This is a genomic window from Sphingobacterium griseoflavum (assembly GCF_014653155.1).
GTDB classification, from domain to species: domain Bacteria; phylum Bacteroidota; class Bacteroidia; order Sphingobacteriales; family Sphingobacteriaceae; genus Sphingobacterium; species Sphingobacterium griseoflavum.
Map to the genome: position 1 here is coordinate 221,479 of NZ_BNAF01000009.1, position 20,394 is coordinate 241,872.

The following is a 20,394-nucleotide window of genomic DNA, read 5'->3' on the forward strand; positions in this document are numbered from 1 at the left end:
CAATGCCGGTTCGAGTATCGTTCTTGTTGGTTGTGTGCTGGTGCTTTGGTTTGCATGCTACAGCGCAACAGAGATTATGGTATAAACAGCCAGCACAACGATGGGAAGAAGCATTGCCCATCGGCAATGGTCGTTTAGGTGCTATGATCTATGGTGGTGTGGAACATGAGGAAATACAATTTAATGAGGAAACACTTTGGACGGGGACGCCAAGAGACTATAACAAACCCGCTGCATACCTTTACCTAGATAGTATCCGTGACCTGATTGATCGTGGTCAGCAGCGAAGGGCCGAAGAGCTTGCCCAACGAGAGTTTATGGGCGTAAAAAGTATTTCCGAAGATCCTGCAGCTTGGTTGGCTAAAGTAAGTGAAGAACGTGATAAGCAGAATGGTGCAGCAAGCGTTAATTACCCCGATCATGCCTGGGAAACGATACAGGTACCGGCTTACGAGGGTTGGGAAGACATCGGGTTAGAGGGTGTGGACGGAGCTGTTTGGTTTCGTACGCCTGTTGAGCTCCGCGAGCAGGATCTTCTAGACGATTGGGTGTTAGACCTGAACAAAGTGCGAGAGGAAGACTATACTTTTTTCAATGGACGCTTATTGGGACATACTGTCGGCGACCAAGAGAAGCGTCTGTACCATATACCGAAAGAATGGCTACGAGCGGGTAAAAATGTGCTAGCTGTCCAGGTGATCAACCGAAGCGGGAAAGGTGGTATTTCAGGGTATAAGGATCCGCAACAGCCTATAGGCTTTCGCAGTGCAACAGGGCGTTTTATTTCTATCGTCGGACAATGGAAATATTGGGTGCAGGACGCGGATGTGCCAAAGGTTGGAAGTTATCAAGCCAGTTACCAACCTTTTGGGTCTTTAATGCTGCGATTTCCGGCTGGGAGAACGACTAACTACCGGCGAAGCCTTTCCTTAGCGCAAGCGCTTGCCGAGGTTAGCTATACCCAAAATGGGGTTTCTTATAAGCGCACTTACATCGCAAGTTGTCCCGATAATGTTGTTGCCATCCAGTTGACAGCCGATAAGCCGAAGCAGTTGTCTTTTTCATTGTCAATGAATGCCAAACATCCGGGTTACCGAGTTTGGAAGGTCGACGAACACACTTTGGGTATGGACATCAAGGTGAAGAACGGGATATTAAAAGGCGTGTCTTTTGTGACGGTCAAGCTACGCGGAGGAAGGATTTACGAAAAGGACGGCTGGTTGGAAGTGGAAAAAGCCAACGAAGCTACGGTCTATTTAAGTGCATCCAGCAGTTTCAGGAATTATCAGCAAATCGACACAACGTTTAAGGAAAAAGCAATAGCGCACCATCGACAGCTGCAGAAGAAGAAATTCAAACGCTTGCTTGCAAGGCACGCGCGCGATTACCGAGAACTGTTCGGCCGCTTTTCGGTAGGCTTTGGCGGAGCTGCGGTCGATAGCATACCCACGGATGAACGCTTAAAAAGATTGGTGACTGCTGAAGATCCTGCATTGGTTGCGCTATACATACAATATGGACGATATTTGCAAATTGCGAGTTCGAGAGCAGGAACGCAGCCGGCAAATCTGCAGGGAATTTGGAACCATTTGTTGGAACCCTCTTGGGGAAGTAAATACACCACCAATATCAATTTGGAAATGAATTACTGGCCAACGGAGATGCTCAATCTGAGCGAGCTTCACCAGCCGCTCTTCGCCATGATCCGTGAATTGTCCTTGTCGGGTAAAGAGACCGCGCAGGCCTATTATGGCGCACGCGGTTGGGTGTTGCACCACAACACGGATATTTGGCGCGGCACTGCGCCTATCAACAATGCCAACCATGGTATATGGCCTACAGGTGGCGCTTGGCTGGTCACGCATCTTTGGGAGCATTACCTCTACAATCAAGATCCGCAATTTATTGCCGATTATTACGATATCATCAAAGTAGCTACCTTATTTTTTAAAGATGTACTAGTGAAAGATTCCGAATCAGGATGGTTGGTGAGTAGCCCTTCCAATTCTCCAGAGCATGGCGGTTTAGTGAAAGGCCCTGCTATGGATCATCAAATCGTTCGATCCCTGTTTTCTATCTTTATCAAGTCGTCAAAACTGCTGGGGAAAGATAAACTGCTAAGGGACTCTATTCAGCAACAACTACCGAAGATTGCGCCCAATCAAATTGGTCGCTATGGACAGCTGCAAGAATGGATGGAAGATCTAGATGATCCAGAGAATAAACACCGCCATGTGTCGCATCTTTGGGGATTGCATCCTGGCAACGAGATCAATGCCGATGATACGCCTGCCTTGCTTCAAGCGGCAAAGACTTCTCTGCAAATGCGCGGTGATGATGGAACAGGTTGGAGTTTAGCTTGGAAAATAAACTTTTGGGCAAGACTTAAGGATGCAGAGCACGCCTATGCCATGGTAAAGATGCTGCTGCGCCCCGCTGGTAGGGCAGGCGGTTCGTATCCAAATCTGTTCGATGCGCACCCGCCCTTTCAGATCGACGGTAATTTTGGTGGTGCCGCAGGCATCGGTGAGATGTTAATGCAAAGCCATACCCGTTATTTGGATATTTTGCCCGCACTACCCGCCGCGCTGTCTGAAGGTAACGTAAGGGGTATGAGAGCAAGGGGTAATTTCGAGATTGATATGCAATGGAAAGAAAAAACACTGCAAGCACTGACGATAAAATCCAAGTCTGGGCAGCCTTTAAGACTGCGCTACCATGGCAAGACCATAATATTGGAAACAAAGAAGAATAAAACCTACACATTTGACGCTGATCTTAACCTGTTGTAATGATACGTAAGCTTGTTGTTGTTTCGTGCTTGCTTTGGAGCTTTTTATCGGTTGTTGTTGCGCAAGGAATACGCCGCTCTCTATCACTAGATAGGGAATGGCTCACGGCAATGGATGAACAGGATACACTACGATATAAAGGATTTGAAAAGGTCGATTATAAAGAAACGGCTGGCTGGAAGCGTGTTGATGTACCGCACAATTGGGATAGCTACGCCGGTTACCGTCGACAATTGCACGGCAATCTACATGGATATGCTTGGTATAGAAAATCATTTACATGGAAGGACTCTAAGAAAGGTAAACGTTTCTATTTGTTTTTTGAAGGGGTCGGATCTTATGCCACCGTTTGGTTGAATGGGCAGCGTGTGGGTTATCACGCAGGAGGCCGAACGACTTTTACGCTAGACGTTACCAAGGCTCTTTACACAGATGGGAGAAAGAATATCGTTGCGGTACGAGCTGATCATCCGGAGGGCATTCAAGACTTACCTTGGGTGGATGGCGGCTGCTCTACCGAGCGAGGATTCTCGGAAGGTTCACAGCCCATGGGTATATTTCGCCCGGTTAGTTTAATTGTTAAGAGTGAACTGAATATCGCCCCCTTTGGTGTGCACTATTGGAATGATGAGACCGCTGACGGGAGTAAAGCAACTATACAACAGCAGATCGAAATCCAGAATACATCCACGCGCGAGCGTGATATCAAAGTGGTCACTTATCTCTTGGATGTCCATGGCAAGCGTGTCGGCAGCTCCGTCGATCAGGTGCATATTGCTCCATCTACGACCAAAGAAATTCGCCTGTCGGCAATAACAGTCAACAAACCTACGCTATGGGAGCCGCAGAACGCCTACCTCTACACCGTAGAGACTAGGCTTCAGGAAGGAAACAAGCTCTTGGATAGCGAGCGAACGCCATACGGCATCCGCACGGTGCGCTGGCCCAAAGGACTTAAGCCGCTTGGGAGCAATCAACTTTTAGTAAACGGAAAGCCTGTTTTTATACACGGCATTGCAGAATATGAACATAAGTTGGGAAACTCACATGCCTTCAGCGAGGCGGAAATATTGGCTAGGGTCAAAGATATGAAGACGATGGGGTTCAATTCGTTTCGCGACGCACACCAACCACACAACCTGCGCTACCAAAAATTTTGGGACGAGCACGGCATCTTGCTATGGACACAGATGGCCGCACATATTTGGTTTGATACCCCGGCATTTCGTGCTAACTTCAAGCAGCTGTTGCGCGATTGGGTCAAAGAGCGTCGGAACAGTCCGTCTGTTTTTTTATGGGGTATAGAGAATGAAAGCACGCTGCCGGCCGATTTCGCCCGTGAATGTATGGATATCATTAGGGAGTTGGATCCTACAGCTTCGATCCAGCGTTTGGTAACAACCTGTAATGGCGGTGATGGAACGGACTGGGATGTACCGCAAAATTGGACAGGAACCTATGGTGGAGACCACCATACTTACGGCGAAGATCTGAAAAAGCAATTGCTGGTAGGCGAGTACGGCGCTTGGCGGACGTTAGAGCTGCATACCGAAGCGCCCTATCTTCCCAATCATCCTATATATAGCGAAGATCGCTTTACTGAAATCTTGGAAACCAAACTGCGCTTGGCCGACTCGGTCAAAAATGAAAGTATAGGCCATTACTTATGGCTTTGGAACTCGCACGATAACCCTGGCAGGGTGCAGGGAGGCGAAGGCTATCGCGATATTGATAAAATTGGCCCGGTCAACTACAAAGGATTGTTAACCCCTTGGGGCGAGCCTACGGATGCATACTACATGTACCGGGCGCATTACGGTGATGAATCCCGGCCCATGGTACACATTGCATCCCATACTTGGCCCAATAGATGGCTAAAACCAGGCTTAAAAGATGGTATTCGTATCTATTCAAATTGCGAGGAAGTCGAGCTGTTTAACGATGTGGAAAGTGAGTCTTTGGGCGCGCAGAAAAACCCCGGTTTCGGCCGAGCATTTGAATTCAATGCTGTCCCAATCCAATACAATGTTTTATACGCGATTGGTAAGAATAATGGTAAAATCGTTGCTCGAGATACTATTGTCCTCCATAACTTGCCGCAAAGCCCGAATTTTGACAAATTGATCAATCGGCAGTCTTCAATTTTAGAGTCGGATACGGGAGCGCAATATCTCTACCGAGTCAATTGCGGTGGGCCAGATTATACGGATCGTTATGGCAACCTTTGGGTCGCCGACCAGCCATACGGACCGACTGTGTCATTTGGCTCTACTTCTTGGGCCGATCAGTATGGCATATCATCGGTCTTTGCCAGTCAGCGGCGAACGTTTGATCCGATAAAGGGCACGGCAGATTGGGCTTTGTTCCAGACATTTCGTTATGGTCTCGACCAGCTGCGCTATATCTTTAATCTGCCTGATGGCAAATATAAGATAGCGCTCTACTTTTCAGAGCCTTGGGTTGGCGCGGGGTCGAACGACGACGCGCGGGGAATGCGGCTTTTTGATGTGGCGCTGAATGGGGAAACCGTCGCAAAAGATATCGATATTTGGAACGAAGTAGGGCACGACCACGCCATGAAGCGGGAATATGTGTTGGAGGTCACGGGCGGCAAATTGGAAATTAGTTTTCCAAATGTTGCAGCAGGTCAAGCAGTTATTCAGGCCATTGCTGTGTCTGGGATAGCGGGTGCTTCGGTACCAGAAATTGGGTTGAAAAAAGCTGATAATCAGATCAAGCAGGGCGAAATATCGTATTCAGGCACTTGGATGGATATCGGGCAAGTGTATGATAGTAAGGAAAATCTCTCTTTCCATTATCTGCCTAGCTTCTTGTACGCCGCGGATTTTATCCGCGCTGAGGATAAAAATTTGCGGTTGTCCTTTCATAAGCCGTCTTACGTATATGCCATTTCGAAAAGACCAATAGATGATATGGAATTTACTGGAGATTCGGTGATGAACAATCGTGGAGAGGTGTTTCAGGTATATCGTAAGGTGCTGGCACGCGATGCTGTATATCGTCTCCCCACGGTACACGCAAATCTGTTCGCATTCCAAGAACAGAGTGGTTTGCAGCCAGCCTATGATCTGAAAAAGTCCGAAACCTACAAAGCAGAAGCGATGAAGAACGTAGAAGGGATGGCAAAGGTAGATTTTCAAAAACAGGGACGTTTGCAATTCACTGCTGACGATGGATTTGTGGCGTTTGAAATAAAAGTTGGCGTTGCCGATATCTATTCGCTGACGTTGAAGTACCATAACGCCGATCTGCAGCCAAAATTGCTAACATTGGAACTACAAACCTTAGATGGTCTTGTGTTGAAGAAAGCTGAGCCACTACAATTGGATGTCACGCGTGCAGGAAAATGGAATTACGTGGGCACGAATACGGGGTCGATGATCAATGCCGGAACCTACCGCGTTATTGTACGAGGCATAGATGCACGCGATATTTATATCGATGCGTTGGATGTGCAGTAAAATTATCACCCACGGTGAAGTTGTTCCTTATGATCAGTGTTTGCAATGTTTGAATGGCCTTTTGGCGATAGCAGACAAAAAGCCCACTATGTCAAGCTAAACGCATCAATTTCTACTGAGATATCGCTTTTTATATTCGAGTGGGGTGAGGCCCATCACTTTCTTAAAATGTCGGTAAAAGTTCGAGACGTTGTTGAAGCCGCATTCAAAACAGATGATTTCGGTTGGTAATTTGTTTTCGACCAACAATCGACAGGCATGGCTGATGCGAATCTCCACGAGAAAATCGTAGTAAGTCTTTCGGGTCATCGTTTTAAAATATCGACAAAACGAGGTGATACTGAGATTGGCAATGTTGGCCACCTCTTCCAACGTAATATCTTCTTTGTAATGGGCGTGTGTATGGTTGAATATATTGTTTAATCGGATGTTGTCTGCTTCATTGGATTGGTGGAAGGTGGTCTGCGTCTTCACGATAGTCTCACATTCGTCGCTTTCGGCAATCACCTGTAAGATTTGCAACAGTGCGATAATCTTCCCTATACCTGTTTCCTCCACACTGGTATGCATGAGTTCTGCTACTTTTGCTTTTGTTTCTCCTTTAATGATCAAACCGCTTTTAGCTTTATCAAAGAGCTTTGGCAAAAGATACGATTCCGGAAGCTGCAGTAATTGCTTTCCAAGACAGTCGGGCAAGAATTGTAAAACGATTGCCTCTATATTATATTCCGGGTTGTTTTGATAATACTCGTCTTTACAACGCCAAGCATGCGATAGCTTCTCGCCGACCAATATGATTTCGCCTGGAGCAAAACTACTGATGTTATCGCCAATAAACCGTACGCCTTCTCCGCGTATCGTATAATGTAACTCCAGTTCCTCGTGATAGTGCCATACATTGCCAAAATTGGGCATCACATCATGCCTTGCGGAAAACGAACTTTCCAATTTTGCCGGAAGTTTTCTATACAACGGTTTCATAGTCTTCGAAAGGTTTATCTAACAAAGGGTTTACAATTTTTCGTAACGGAAAGCTAATATACAACTTTATATGAAAGGCGAATGGTAATATCTTATAATGAAGGGGTAATGTTACATAGAGAGCCGTTTCTGTAATGCAGTTCGTTAGGACAACGCCGATGAACTTGTGCAATTCATTTTTATTATTCTCCGACCGGTATACAACTCCTAAAGTTAGGGCGATGTAGGGAATTGGTTGGTACAGAGATGCAAATTTTACGATCACGGAGTACGATGGTATCAGCTATTGTTTTACAGTTAGCTGGCTAAAATATGCAGATCTTATCTGTGTTTGCGTTAGCTTTGCATGTTTTTTCTATTGCTTGTTCATACGCAAAGGGCTGCACTTGATGTAGCGTGCCTTAATGCAGTCTTGGGCTATAGGGCAAGCATTTTTTTCTACTGATAACATCGTACAGTAAATAGATAATCACTTATAAATTTTCCATGTAAAGAATGCGTTACTTTGGATTAATCAATTATAGATGTGCAGGGATTTGCAATTGCTGAAAAGAGTTTTGCCAATGTGTGCTAAATACGGCTAAGTGTGATAACCAATGGATCTAAAAAAGCAGTAAATTTAAAGAGCGATGAGAAAAATACAGGTAGTTTATTTTCTTTTTCTGGTGATGGTCGGGAATGTGTCACTAGCACAAGATGCTAGGCAAGAGTATCTAAATGTCATTACAAATAGGGCAGATAAGATCGTTGCCACGTTGGGCCTGTCGGACAGTTTGGCATACTATAAGGTTCGTGATTTAGTCGTGAATGACTATGACAATGTTAATACGCACCACGAATCTAAACAGGCAAAAATCCAGGCTGTGAAGAAGAAGTTTTCTGCAGATAAGGAACTGCAAGTAACCAAAGTTTCAGAGATAGAGCGCGCCGAAGCGAAAAAATTAGAAAAGCTCAATGCCAAATATATCCAACGACTTTCCAAGATATTGACAAAAGAACAGGTGGAGATGGTCAAGAACGGGATGACCTATGGCGTATTACCGAAGACGTATAGCGCTTACCAAGAAATGATTCCTAGTTTGACCGCAGAGCAAAGGGGACACATCCTAATGAATCTAATCGAAGCACGCGAATTGGCTATGGCGCAACCCGGGTCAAAAGAGAAACACGCAGTTTTTGGGAAGTACAAAGGCAGAATAAATAATTATTTGGCAAAGGAAGGCTACGACTTAAAAGAGGAAGGTAAAAAATGGGAAGAAAGGATTAAAAGCCGAAAGGACCTGCTCTAGTAAAAGCTTGGTAAGGTAGTGTTTACGGTGTAATTCTTAGCTAACCAAGGAATTTAACCGCATTGATATAAACCTATTCCGATCTCAAACGATCTTACACTTTGCCTGGGCTTTGGGGATGGTGTAAAAGGAGCTTTATTTAAAGACGAAATTCCAACTATAAATTAGTTATATAAACCTAATTATCATGAGATGTCAACAGATTTACAACTATCTACTGTTTTTTGCGTACGGCTGAATGGGATTCTCGTCTTAGCGTCGCTTGACGAAGCCCTTTTTTCTATACGATTTTAACTAGCCAATACTGGAAGAATGCTTTCAACCTGTTCGTTTACGGGTGTAGTGATGCTAGGCATTTTCTCGTAAAGGGAAAAAGCGCATATAATAATTTTGTAAGCAAAAAATATTAATTAAAATTAATAAACAACCTAATTATGAACTTTCAAAAAAATAATCCAGTTAGACTATTTTATGGAGCGTTGTTTTTGACCTTCTTAATCGTAGGATTTAACGCGTGTAGCAAGGAGACGGTTTTAGGTCCGCCGACGAGTTTGACGGAAATGGCGAGCGGTATTAGTATTGCTCATGCAGATACATCCTTGGTGTTGTCGTGGAGTCCTGGTTTGGCCGCATGGGAAGGTAAAGATCGTCCTGTTGTAACGTTGTCCTATGAAGTACAGGTTTCTACCGATGAGACATTTAGGGATGAAAGTCAAATTGCATTGGATTTTGTAGTTGACTCTACCTCATTGTTCCTAAATGACGAACAGCTTACGCCATTGCAGCAATATTATGCAAGGGTTCGGACCGCGCCTAGTACGGGTACAGGCCATTCGGCTTGGACAGCTGCCTCAAGCTTTCAGCTAAGACCTATTGATATGTTCCGACCGATCAAGGTGTGGAACCTAACCGATGAAGCTGCGATATTAGGCTGGGGAAGACATGGTGAGATGGCAACCTTAGTGGTAGAAACGGCAGATGGAAATGAAAAACAAGAATTTGATATAAAGAATGCCACATTGGTTTCGAAGCTTGTCGAAGGCCTGTTGCCTGGTAAAAGTTATGTGGCCAAGCTGTTACGTCAAGACAATAGATCGTTGGGTGTACTGGCATTTACTACAAAACCCGATGTGACCGGAGCAGGATATGTCGATCTGCGCGCATCGAGCGATCCATCGATTCTGCAAACGACCCTTAATACAGTTTCTGCAGGCAGTAAAATTGTATTGAAGCGTGGCATGACCTATGCCATCAGTACGGCATTCCAGCTAAACCGCGATGTGACGATTATGAGTGAACCCGGTTTTGGTGCACAAGCGCAGATACAGATGTCTCCCTCTTTCGGGATCGAGGAAGGAGCGCAAATTACCTTGCTTAAATTTGACGATGTGGAAATAAGAGGAACCTTGTCCAGCAGCTACGTCCTCAATTTGTCCCCCGCCTCGTCCATTCAAAAAGTAGAATTTGAAGCATGCCGGATATCCGATCATGTAGGCGTTATGCGTTTGCAAGGAGCCGGTGTAAAATCCGTACAGGATTACGTCATCAACAACTCTATCATTCAGAACATAGGTGCACAAGGTGTGCTTCAGGTTGACAATGTGAATGCAGTTGTCAATAATGTGCACTTGACAAACTCGACATTCATCAATACGCAGTGGATTGTCAGATACAATAGTTCGGTGGTTAATCATTTAAACGCCATGACAATTGAGAGTTCTACGTTCTTTCAAGCACCATACGATAATCGATATATCCTCGATATGGCACGAACAGGAAGTACGATAGGGAGTTTCACCGCCAACAATACCTTATTTGGCTATACGGGCGGCGCACGTTCTTTCAATTCACGCACACCGGCTTCGATATCCGTAACGAATAGTTTTGCTACGGCTGACGCCACCTGGGGTACATCAAATACGCAGGCATTGATAGCTGGTATCGTGCGTTATCCGTTCCCGTCGGAACAAGTATTTGCCATGCCGGATAAAACCAACTTTGCCAATAGCGACTTGACCATCATTGATGAAGCTTTGTTTACCGTTGGCGATCCAAAATGGAGACCATAAGCTGAACAGCGTGTAGTTATAATTTTTATTCATGGGTAAACTAATTAATAATGCTAAATAAGACTATAAATTTGCCAGTTCCTCTTCGGGTATTGGTTAAGGGATTGGCGTTGGCATGCGTGCTTTCCACGCCGATAGCAGCGGTTGCGGCGAAAAATGCGGGGAATAATTATACATCGAAAGCTGCCTTGCTGGTCAATATTACAGGGAAGGTCTTGGATGCTGACGGCAGGCCTATTGCAGGTGCTACGGTGCTTGTAAAAGGATCAAAGGCTGGTGTGCGCACAGATCTGAACGGTATCTTTCGTATCAATGTACCAGCGGAAAATCCCTTTATTGTGATCAGCTACGTAGGCTATAAAGTAAAAGAAGTTAATGTCGCCGGTCAACAGGACATCACCATCACACTTGAGGATTTGAATGCCGCGATAGATGAGGTGGTGGTTACAGGATACGGAACGCAGAAGCGTTCGGAAATTGTGGGAGCCGTAGCTACTATAAAAGGGGAAGAACTGATGGATATTCCTGCACCTAATATCGCCGGAGCATTGCGTAACCGAATTGCGGGACTCGGCGTATCGGAAGCGTCGGGTCGTCCAGGGGCACGTATTACACTGAATGTGCGTAATTCCACGACAAGTGCGGCAGGTCAGACGATCGGATCAACAAGCGAACCCTTATATATCATTGATGGTATCACCGTCAGTAGCGATGTTTTCGATAACCTTGATGCATCCATGGTTGAAAATATTACCGTGTTAAAGGATGCTTCTGCCGCTATTTATGGAGCTTCTGGGGCTAAAGGCGTGATCCTGGTGACGACTAAACGCGGCAAAGTCGGCAAACCCAGTATTTCCTACAATGGCTATGCTGGAATCACCGATGCCGCTAGAAAGCCCGATATGCTGTCGGCCTATGAGCTTGGTGTCATGCTGAATGAAGGGTATAGAATGAACAATGCCCCGGCAGATAGATACTTCAGTGATGCGGATCTAAATTACCTAAAGGGGCTAAATGTAGATAGCTGGTATGATCAGCTGTGGCAGGCCTCTTTGATGCAGCGGCACAATTTAAGTATTTCTGGTGGTTCCGAAAAGGTTACGTTTTTCGTTGGCGGTGGTTATCAAAATGAGAATGGCAATTATGCTGGCACCAAGCAAGATAAATATACGTTCCGGAGTGGTTTGCAGGCCACCATCATCGATGGTTTACGGGCTGATGTTAATTTCAATATTGACAATCGTATCCGCAAAAGTAACAACGGGTTGGGCAATGATACTGACCAAGCATTTTTTGAAACGGTGCTTTCCACACCGGATTGGATACCGATGGAAATTAACGGCCTGCCTGTAAACTTTGTGCGTACCGGTACGCGCAATCCGTTGGGAGTGATAAACTCGGGATTCTATGACGAGCGAAATGCACAGAATTATCGCGTAAACGCCAGCTTATCGTACCAACCCAAGTTTTTGAAAGGGCTAACAGCCAAAGTGCAAGTGTCAACAGGTGGGGAGGCTAATAATAACACCCAGTACAGCCCGCCTTACAGCCTGTACACGTTTGTTACCATGGGCAATAACCAACAGTTCTACTCTACGGATTTGATTGCAGACCCGGAGTACCAGCCTGTTACCCCCCAAAGTTCAGATTTAACGACCTCAGTGTCTCGTTTAAATAGCTCGCAGGGCTTTCTGACTTTAAGCTATGCAAACACCTTCGGTAAGCATAGTATTGATGCGGTTGCCGGTGCAGAGCAAACCATGGCCTATGGCGAAGGGCTTTCATCTCGTTATATCAACCAGCTGATCGCTGGTGCGGATGAATATTGGGCGTTTGATATCAATACACAGCGAACGGTACGTACGATTGTGGAAAGTACCAAACGTTCATTTTTTGGCAGGTTCGCCTACGATTACGACAAGAAATACCTTTTACAAATCGTATCTCGTCTCGATGCCTCATCGAACTTTGCTACCGGCGAGCGTTGGGGGCTGTCTCCAAGCCTTGGTTTGGGCTGGGTGGTAAGTCAAGAAAACTTTTTTAAAGAGTATGTTTCTTTTATCAACTTCCTAAAGTTAAAAGCGAATGTTGGTATTGCGGGAGATGACCGCGTGGCGGATAGATTATGGCAGGATCGCTATGCTATAGATAATGATAATGGTTACCTTTTCGGTGAAAGATATGGTGTTGGACTTAACCCAACGGCCTATCCAAACCCATCCATCACTTGGGAAAAGAAACGTACCGTAAACGTCGGTTTGGAAACGGCCTTGTTGAACAACAAACTTAATATTAGCGCAGAGTTTTTCCAAAACAAGGTTTTTGATGGTTTTGATCAGGGAGGTAATACATCTAATCCGTTATATTCCGGCATCATTGCCCCACCGATCAATTACCGGGAGGCATACAACTGGGGATCGGAGTTTTCCATTGGTTATAATACGCGCGTTGGCAAGGATTTTAGGATAGGTACAAATATGAATTTTGGATGGGGTAATTCTATTGTCACGCAGATGCTCTACCCGACAGCGAGTTTTTTGGTGACCGATCGTTCCGATAGCAATTGGTTGGGCAATCAATTCGGTACAAACCCGCGGAGATACAACAGCAGCAATGTAGGGTATAAAGTGCAGGGCATGTTCCGCACGCAAGAGCAGGTCGACGCTTTTTTGGCGGAGAATCCAAACTATCGCATCGGTGGGCAAATACCTCAACCCGGCTGGTTGATCTACGAGGATACCAATGGTGATGGTGTCGTTAACACGTTAGACCAAACCTATCTATTCGATCGGACGAATTCGTTCTTTTCTACTGGTATCACGCTCGACTTAGGATACAAGGCCTTGAGTTTGAGTACCAATATTTTCGGTAGATTTGGCGGTAAGGTATTTATTGACGGGAATTCCAGAGCCGCACCAACCACAACGCGCAACGTGATGGCCTTTTGGAAAGACCGGTGGACGCCTGACAATCCAACGGAGGGAACTTTCCCGCGGGCAGACGACCCCTTGATTGGTGCGAACGCTGATTTCTGGGCATTGGATGCAACCACGATACGGATCAATAATATGACCTTGAAATATGCGCTGCCCACCGCTGCTACGAAACGTATTGGGCTGTCCAATGCCAGCATCTTGCTGACGGGTAATAACCTTTGGACTTTGATAAACCCCTTTACTTATAAAGATCCATACACAAATAATGCTTACAACTACCCAACGGTACGGACGATATCGATTGGTTTGAGTGCTGGTTTATAAATGAAATGGTGATGAAAACGAATATAAAGACGATATTAAGAAAAGGCTTCGGTATCCTGTTGGTTTCGGGTATCCTCACGGCCTGTAATGATGATAAATTTTTCCTATTGGAGGATCGTAACGGTTTGGGCAGCGAAGTCGTTTGGAACTCGGAAGGTTCCATTGATTTTCATTTGAATAAAACCTACGAGCTTATTATCCCGAAATGGCCGCACCAAGTAATTCCGAATCGTTGGGAGATACATCTTGCCAATGATGAGAATTATTTTGCATCCGAGGCGGGGCATGCTGCGCGTGCTTTGGGCATTAATGGCGAGGCGTTGCATAACCACGATGTATTTTATGTCGGGAATTTATACACTTTAAATTACGGGAGCAACCGGTATATGGATATCGCCCGATGCAACAATGCGATCAAATATATCCCAGAGAGTAGCATAAGTGAGGATGCTAAACGCCGATTTTTAGGTCAATACCATGCTATGCGCGCGATGGTCTACTTGGAGTTGGTGAAGGTATACGGTGGCACCACGTTAGTTCTGAAGCCACAAGACCCCCAAAATTTACAAGCCAAAGGAAGGGCAAGTGCGCGCGCGTGTTTCGATGTTATTGTAGACGATTTGACAAAAGCTGTCGATTACCTCGAAGGAGTAACGTATGGTGCTGGCGACTGGGGGCGCATCACGCAGGAAGCGGCGGCCTCCTTGAAGGCCAAGGCCCTGTTGTACTGGGCTAGCCCGCAGTTTAACCCCCTCAATGATCCTAAGCACCCTTACGATGCCGCCCGGTGGGCAGTAGCTTTGGAAGCCAATAAAGAGGCCTATGAATTATGTTTGGCCAAAGGGCATAGCTTAGTAGCAGATTATGCCCAGATTTGGCAGACAAAAGGGCCTGCAAATAAGGAAACCATTATTTCCCGGTCATATTCCGCTTCCTTGCCAAAAAGAGGCCACAATGAAGAGCGTAAAAATCGTCCACAATCTGAAGGCGGCGCGCCTGACAGAGCCTACCGAGCAACATGGAAGCTGCTGCAGGCCTACCCCATGAAAGATGGCAATCGCATCGATCAAGCCGGGAACTATAGCTATGATGCGGTGATGTTTTGGCAAAATCGCGACCCGCGCTTTACGGCTACCTTCGCGTACAATGGCAGTGTTTATCCGTTAAGTAACAAAGGTACGAATAGGGTGCAGTGGACCTATGTCGGTGCTACGGTGGATGGTATCGCAGAAAGTGCCAACTGGGGCGTTTACACCAAGAAATTTACAACCCCTACATTGGCCGCATCCAATGTTCCCGTGACGAACGATGTAGGTGGTAGTGGCATGGATTGGATTGAAATGCGTCTAGCAGAGGTCATGCTTAATTATGCAGACTGTGCCAATGAAACCGGTGATATGGCCACGGCTAAAAATATGGTGCGCGCCATTAGACAACGGGCAGGTATCGAAGTAGGAAACAACGATTATGGCCTAGGGGCGGCAGCAGGTGTAGCTGACATGCGCGATCTGATTTTGAATGAACGTATGATTGAATTTGCTTTTGAAAACAAGCGTAATTCGGATCTACGTCGCACACGCAGATGGCATCTGCTCTCGGGCGAGTCCTTGGAAACGATTCGCATTGAACTGCAGCCCGGAGTCGATGCTGCTACGCTGAATGCAGGAGGTCGAAACAGTATAAATGTGGAAGATAAAACAGTATATCAGGAGAATTTTAGAATGGCTATCCAGCAGCAGAACACGGGTTTCGGGGCCATGAATATTCCGGAGTACCATAACTTTTATACCTTCCATAACGATTACGTGTGGAGAGGCGTAGATATCTATCCGACTGTAGGCTGGGCAGGAGGAACCTTCGATCCCCTAGACAATTAATGCGGTGTTCAAAAAATAAATAGGAATTATGACAACGAGAAAAATAATAGCTTTTTTGACCGTCCTTGCCTTGGCGACCTTTGCGTCGTGCAGTGTCGAGTCGGAGAACATTTTTAACATGTTTGACGACGTGAAGATAACCTTTCACAACGATAGCGAATACGCGGTTACCGACTACCGAAAATACAATGATGGCGATAGTGTACATATCAGTTTTACCATTACTTCGGCTACTAGAGATATGATGAAATTGGTGGTTGATAGCACGATCGGTACGGGCGGAGCGAACGGAAAGCGTGAATTCACGCTGAACGAAAGCCAACGTCGGTCCTACAGCGGTAGGCTTCGCTTCAAAATTCAACGTGATGGCAGAGCTACGTTTCGAATCTATGCCTTAGATGATAAGAATGTATATATGGGGGATGGGTATAAGTCTGTAACCATAGAAGGGGCACCAAGTTATACGATCTTAGCGGATAGAAAGGTTTATAGGCCCAATCCGAATAAGCCCGAACTGCCGACCTTTTATGCGATCGGAAAAGGAAAGGCTTACACCTATGCCGAAGGCCAAGCGAATGCTGCAGATATCGATTTTGGTATTTATAGCCAAATCGATCAAACGCAAGGAAACTTTGGTCGGGTGGTATTTAATATGTATGCTATTTCCACCGAAACGAATCCTTACCCGGCGTATGATCTGTCGAATTGGGAAAAACGACAAACATTATTCAGTGCGCCAGTAAGAAATGCAAGTGGCGGCGGTGGGCTTTTTAATGCTGCATTGGTTTCTTCCAGTAGAATAGAAGAGGAAGCAAAAAAGCAAACCATCAATCAGACAATCACGAGTTTCAACGAATACGCAATGGGCTTAAATGCTGGTTCGATGTTGTATTTTCTGACACCGGAAGGAAAATATGGCGCTATACTTATTAACCAGAGTACAGTCGATGCCGCCGGTGAAGATTACCTCAGTATCAGTACAAAAATCCAGCACTAAGCATGATTGTTATTGTTGCGTGAAAGCGCTGTCTTTCGCAAATTGGATCCCTACCGGTAAACAATCTGGTAGGGTTTTTTAGTATGGCTAACAACAATGTATAATCTTGCTTTTTACCGATTTAATACGCGTTATCCATGCTAATATAATATCATAAAATGATAACCAGCGCTATGGTATACCGTAAAAATCTACGTTACTTTGATTATGCCATTTATAAATGAGGTCATATCCGTGCGCCTCAACAGATTGGTGAGAAGGAAAGGAAATAATGTCAAATTTTAAATTCATTCAACAAATGAGATTTTCAGTAACTCCATTTATGTTAATGGTGTTTGCTTGTTTAGTGACGTTCAAGGCAAATGCACAGTACCCTAAAATTCCAGCTGAAGTCAAGCAGGCTTCTGAAGATATGATGAACGCTGCAAGAGCGCAGTCCGATAGAGCGTGGGCAAAAGCATTGCCCGTTATTGAACATTACGCAAAACAGGGCAAGCCCTACATCCCATGGGCTGGACGGCCGACAGACCTACCCCAAGCAGAAATTCCGGCATTTCCCGGCGCCGAGGGAGGTGGTAAGTACAGCTTTGGTGGTCGCGGAGGTAAAGTTATCGTGGTCACAAGTTTGGAAGATAACGGACCAGGGACGTTACGTGAGGCCTGCGAACAAGGTGGCCCTCGTATCGTCGTCTTTAACGTGGCCGGTATTATCCGCCTAAAAACGCCCCTGATGATTCGCGCCCCATACATTACCATCGCAGGGCAATCCGCTCCCGGAGATGGTGTATGTGTCGCAGGAGAGTCGGTTTGGATTGATACCCACGATGTGATCGTGCGCCATATGCGATTCCGTCGTGGAGAAACCTTTGTAGGCCGGCGTGACGATGCTATTGGCGGCAATCCGGTAGGTAACATCATGATCGACCATGTTTCGGCAAGTTGGGGTTTGGATGAAAATATGTCGATGTATCGACACATGTACAACGATAGTACGGGTAAACAGGAAGAGAAACGTGGCACGGTTAACATTACCATTCAAAACTCGATATTCTCCGAAGCATTGGATACCTGGAATCATGCATTCGGAAGTACATTGGGGGGCGAAAACTGTACCTTCATGCGCAATCTATGGGCGAATAATGCCGCTAGAAATCCTTCGATTGGTTGGAACGGAATCTTTAACTTCGCTAATAATGTCATTTACAATTGGGTGCATCGTGCCATCGATGGCGGTGATTACCAAGCTACCTATAATATTTTCAACAACTATTTCAAACCAGGGCCGGCTACGCCAGAAGGAAAGCCCATCAGCTACCGTATCCTAAAACCAGAATCTGGCCGAAGCAAATTGCCTTACGTCGTGTTTGGCCGGGCTTATGTGGCGGGTAACATTGTGGAAGGAAATAAGGAGGTGACCGCAGATAATTGGAACGGCGGTGTGCAATTGGAAAACAAGGCCGGAAATGGGATGACCTTTGACGAGGCGACACCCTACTTCGCTGCGATGAAAGCAGCCAAGCCATTTCCCCATGCGGAATTTACGATCATGAGTGCCGGCGAGTCGTATGATTATGTATTAGACCATGCAGGGGCTACGCTGCCGAAGCGCGATCCCGTAGATCTGCGTATCGTCAAAGAGGTGCGCGATGGGAAACCAACGCCGTTGAAAAACGTAACCCTGCCCGAAAAAGACTTTGAACACCGCCGGTTGCCAAAAGATTCTTACAAGATGGGTATCATAACTGATATCGCACAGGTAGGCGGCTATCCTGCATATAAAGGCAAAGCCTACAAAGATTCCGACAACGATGGTATTCCCGATGATGTAGAGGTTAAAATGGGTTTAAACCCGAAAGACGGAAGTGATGCTGCAGAAATTACAGAATCGGGCTACGCGAACATTGAAATCTATTTAAACAGCCTCACGTCAAAATAAAACCAGATGCGTCTATCGTTTAAAACTGCCCTATTTTCGTTGGCCTGTGCAGCACCTATGTTTGCGCAGGCGCAATATCCTGTTGTTCCCGATTCGTTGAAAGCGATTGCGGCTCAACGGGAGCAGCTCGAACAACTTCGTGCTGATAAAGCCTGGGTGAGGGCGCAGCAAATCGTGGCGCGGGAGGGAAAACCTTTTATCCCGAATGCAGCGCTTCCAAGCGATCTGCCACAGGCAGACATTCCTGCTTTTCCTGGTGCCGAGGGGGGCGGCGCTTATACCGCTGGAGGGCGTGGCGGTCGTGTGATGGTCGTGACAAGTTTGGCGGATACTGGACCTGGCACTTTACGGGAGGCCTGCGAAAGTGGTGGTGCTAGGATTGTCGTCTTTAATGTAGCAGGCATTATCCAGCTCGAAACACCCATAACGGTGCGTGCACCGTACATTACCATTGCTGGTCAGACAGCCCCAGGCGACGGCGTGTGCGTCGCTGGCGAATCGTTCCTCATCGATACACACGATGTTATCGTTCGGTTTATGCGCTTTCGTCGTGGCACAACTGATGTGACAAGACGCGATGATGCGTTGGGCGGAAATGGAGTCGGTAATATTATGATTGATCATGTGTCTGCGAGTTGGGGACTAGATGAAAATATGTCCATGTACCGGCATGTGTATGACCGGGAAGGCCAAAATCTCAAATTGCCGACGGTAAATATCACGATTCAAAATTCTATCTTCTCGGAAGCACTAGATACCTATAACCACGCGTTTGGTAGTACCATCGGTGGATTAAACAGCACATTTATGCGAAATCTGTGGGCTTCCAATATCAGTAGAAATCCTTCTGTGGGCATGTACGGTGATTTTGGTTTTGTGAATAATGTGGTATGGAATTGGTGGAACCGTACGGCCGATGGAGGAGATCATCGTTCGTTCTATAATTTCATCAACAACTATTATAAACCGGGGCCTATCACTCCAGTTGGCAAACCGATTTCGTATCGTATCCTTAAACCCGAATCGGGAAGAGATAAGGAGTTTGCGAATACCTTCGGTAAGGCATATGTCCATGGTAATGTCATTGAAGGCAACGAAAAAGTAACAAAAAATAATTGGGACGGAGGTGTACAGCCCGACGCCGATAAATCAATTCTAACAAAAATAAAGGTGGATGAACCGTTCCCTTTGGCGGCCTTCGGTAAAATACTTCCTGCGAAGGACGCTTATGATTATGTGTTGGCAAATGTTGGTGCAATCTTGCCAAAACGGGATGCTGTAGATACACGAATAGTGAAGCAGGTCAAAACGGGAAAAGTCGTTTATTCAGCTGCCGCGGGAGAGTTGAAGCCGTCGCCTTACGTTAAAAGACGGTTACCAATAGACTCTTACAAACAAGGTATTATTACGCATGTAAACCAAGTTGGCGGATATCCGGTATATAAAGGAAAACCTTATCAGGACACCGATGGCGACGGTCTTCCCGATGCATACGAGCTTAAAGTAGGTTTGGATCCAAAGGACCCAAAGGATTCAGCAGAAATTAGTGACAATGGGTATGCTCATATTGAAAATTACCTAAATAGTGTGGTTCCCATAGGACGCGTAAAACCATAAGAGGTTTTTTTAAATTGTATAGAAAAGAGGCCGTCTCATAAGGATAGCCTCTTTTTTTATTTGGTTGAATTTTCGTACTTTAAAGTCATGGGAA

10 protein-coding genes are annotated in these 20,394 nt (G+C 45.8%); 9 read left to right on the plus strand and 1 reads right to left on the minus strand.

What is annotated here, in order from left to right; genetic code table 11:
* The first annotated feature begins 2 nt into the window (after positions 1–2).
* Positions 3–2,792, plus strand: coding sequence for a glycoside hydrolase family 95 protein (locus tag IE165_RS13270; RefSeq protein WP_189627114.1), 2,790 nt, complete (start codon positions 3–5; stop codon positions 2,790–2,792).
* Positions 2,792–6,274 (plus strand): malectin domain-containing carbohydrate-binding protein, encoded by a 3,483-nt coding sequence (locus IE165_RS13275; protein WP_189627115.1) that lies wholly within the window; start codon positions 2,792–2,794, stop codon positions 6,272–6,274. Before IE165_RS13270 ends, IE165_RS13275 begins: the two co-directional genes overlap by 1 nt.
* A gap of 105 nt (positions 6,275–6,379) precedes the next feature.
* Here IE165_RS13275 and IE165_RS13280 read toward each other — a convergent pair whose 3' ends face one another.
* Positions 6,380–7,255: an AraC family transcriptional regulator gene (locus tag IE165_RS13280; protein WP_189627116.1), complete on the minus strand. Its 876-nt coding sequence runs from the start codon at positions 7,253–7,255 to the stop codon at positions 6,380–6,382.
* A gap of 629 nt (positions 7,256–7,884) precedes the next feature.
* Here IE165_RS13280 and IE165_RS13285 point away from each other — a divergent pair.
* The 7 genes from IE165_RS13285 (at position 7,885) to IE165_RS13315 (ending at position 20,300) form a co-directional block, all read left to right on the plus strand.
* The gene (locus IE165_RS13285) at positions 7,885–8,544 is read left to right on the plus strand and encodes a DUF3826 domain-containing protein (protein WP_189627117.1); all 660 of its coding nucleotides are present in this window, start codon (positions 7,885–7,887) and stop codon (positions 8,542–8,544) included.
* Between the two features lie 434 nt (positions 8,545–8,978).
* Complete coding sequence (locus tag IE165_RS13290) at positions 8,979–10,613, plus strand: DUF4957 domain-containing protein (RefSeq protein WP_189627118.1); 1,635 nt, start codon at positions 8,979–8,981, stop codon at positions 10,611–10,613.
* A gap of 50 nt (positions 10,614–10,663) precedes the next feature.
* The gene (locus tag IE165_RS13295) at positions 10,664–13,873 is read left to right on the plus strand and encodes a SusC/RagA family TonB-linked outer membrane protein (RefSeq protein WP_189627119.1); all 3,210 of its coding nucleotides are present in this window, start codon (positions 10,664–10,666) and stop codon (positions 13,871–13,873) included.
* An 11-nt stretch (positions 13,874–13,884) separates the two neighbouring features.
* Entirely contained in the window at positions 13,885–15,750 is a 1,866-nt protein-coding gene (locus IE165_RS13300) for a RagB/SusD family nutrient uptake outer membrane protein (RefSeq protein WP_189627120.1), read from the plus strand.
* 28 nt (positions 15,751–15,778) lie between these two features.
* Positions 15,779–16,747: a hypothetical protein gene (locus IE165_RS13305; protein ID WP_189627121.1), complete on the plus strand. Its 969-nt coding sequence runs from the start codon at positions 15,779–15,781 to the stop codon at positions 16,745–16,747.
* Positions 16,748–17,045: 298 nt separating this feature from the next.
* On the plus strand, positions 17,046–18,683 hold the full coding sequence (locus IE165_RS13310; RefSeq protein WP_229826556.1) for a polysaccharide lyase: 1,638 nt from the start codon (positions 17,046–17,048) through the stop codon (positions 18,681–18,683).
* 6 nt (positions 18,684–18,689) lie between these two features.
* Positions 18,690–20,300 carry a polysaccharide lyase gene (locus IE165_RS13315; RefSeq protein ID WP_189627122.1) on the plus strand — a complete coding sequence of 537 codons (1,611 nt, stop codon included), beginning with the start codon at positions 18,690–18,692 and terminating at the stop codon, positions 20,298–20,300.
* Positions 20,301–20,394: the final 94 nt, after the last annotated feature.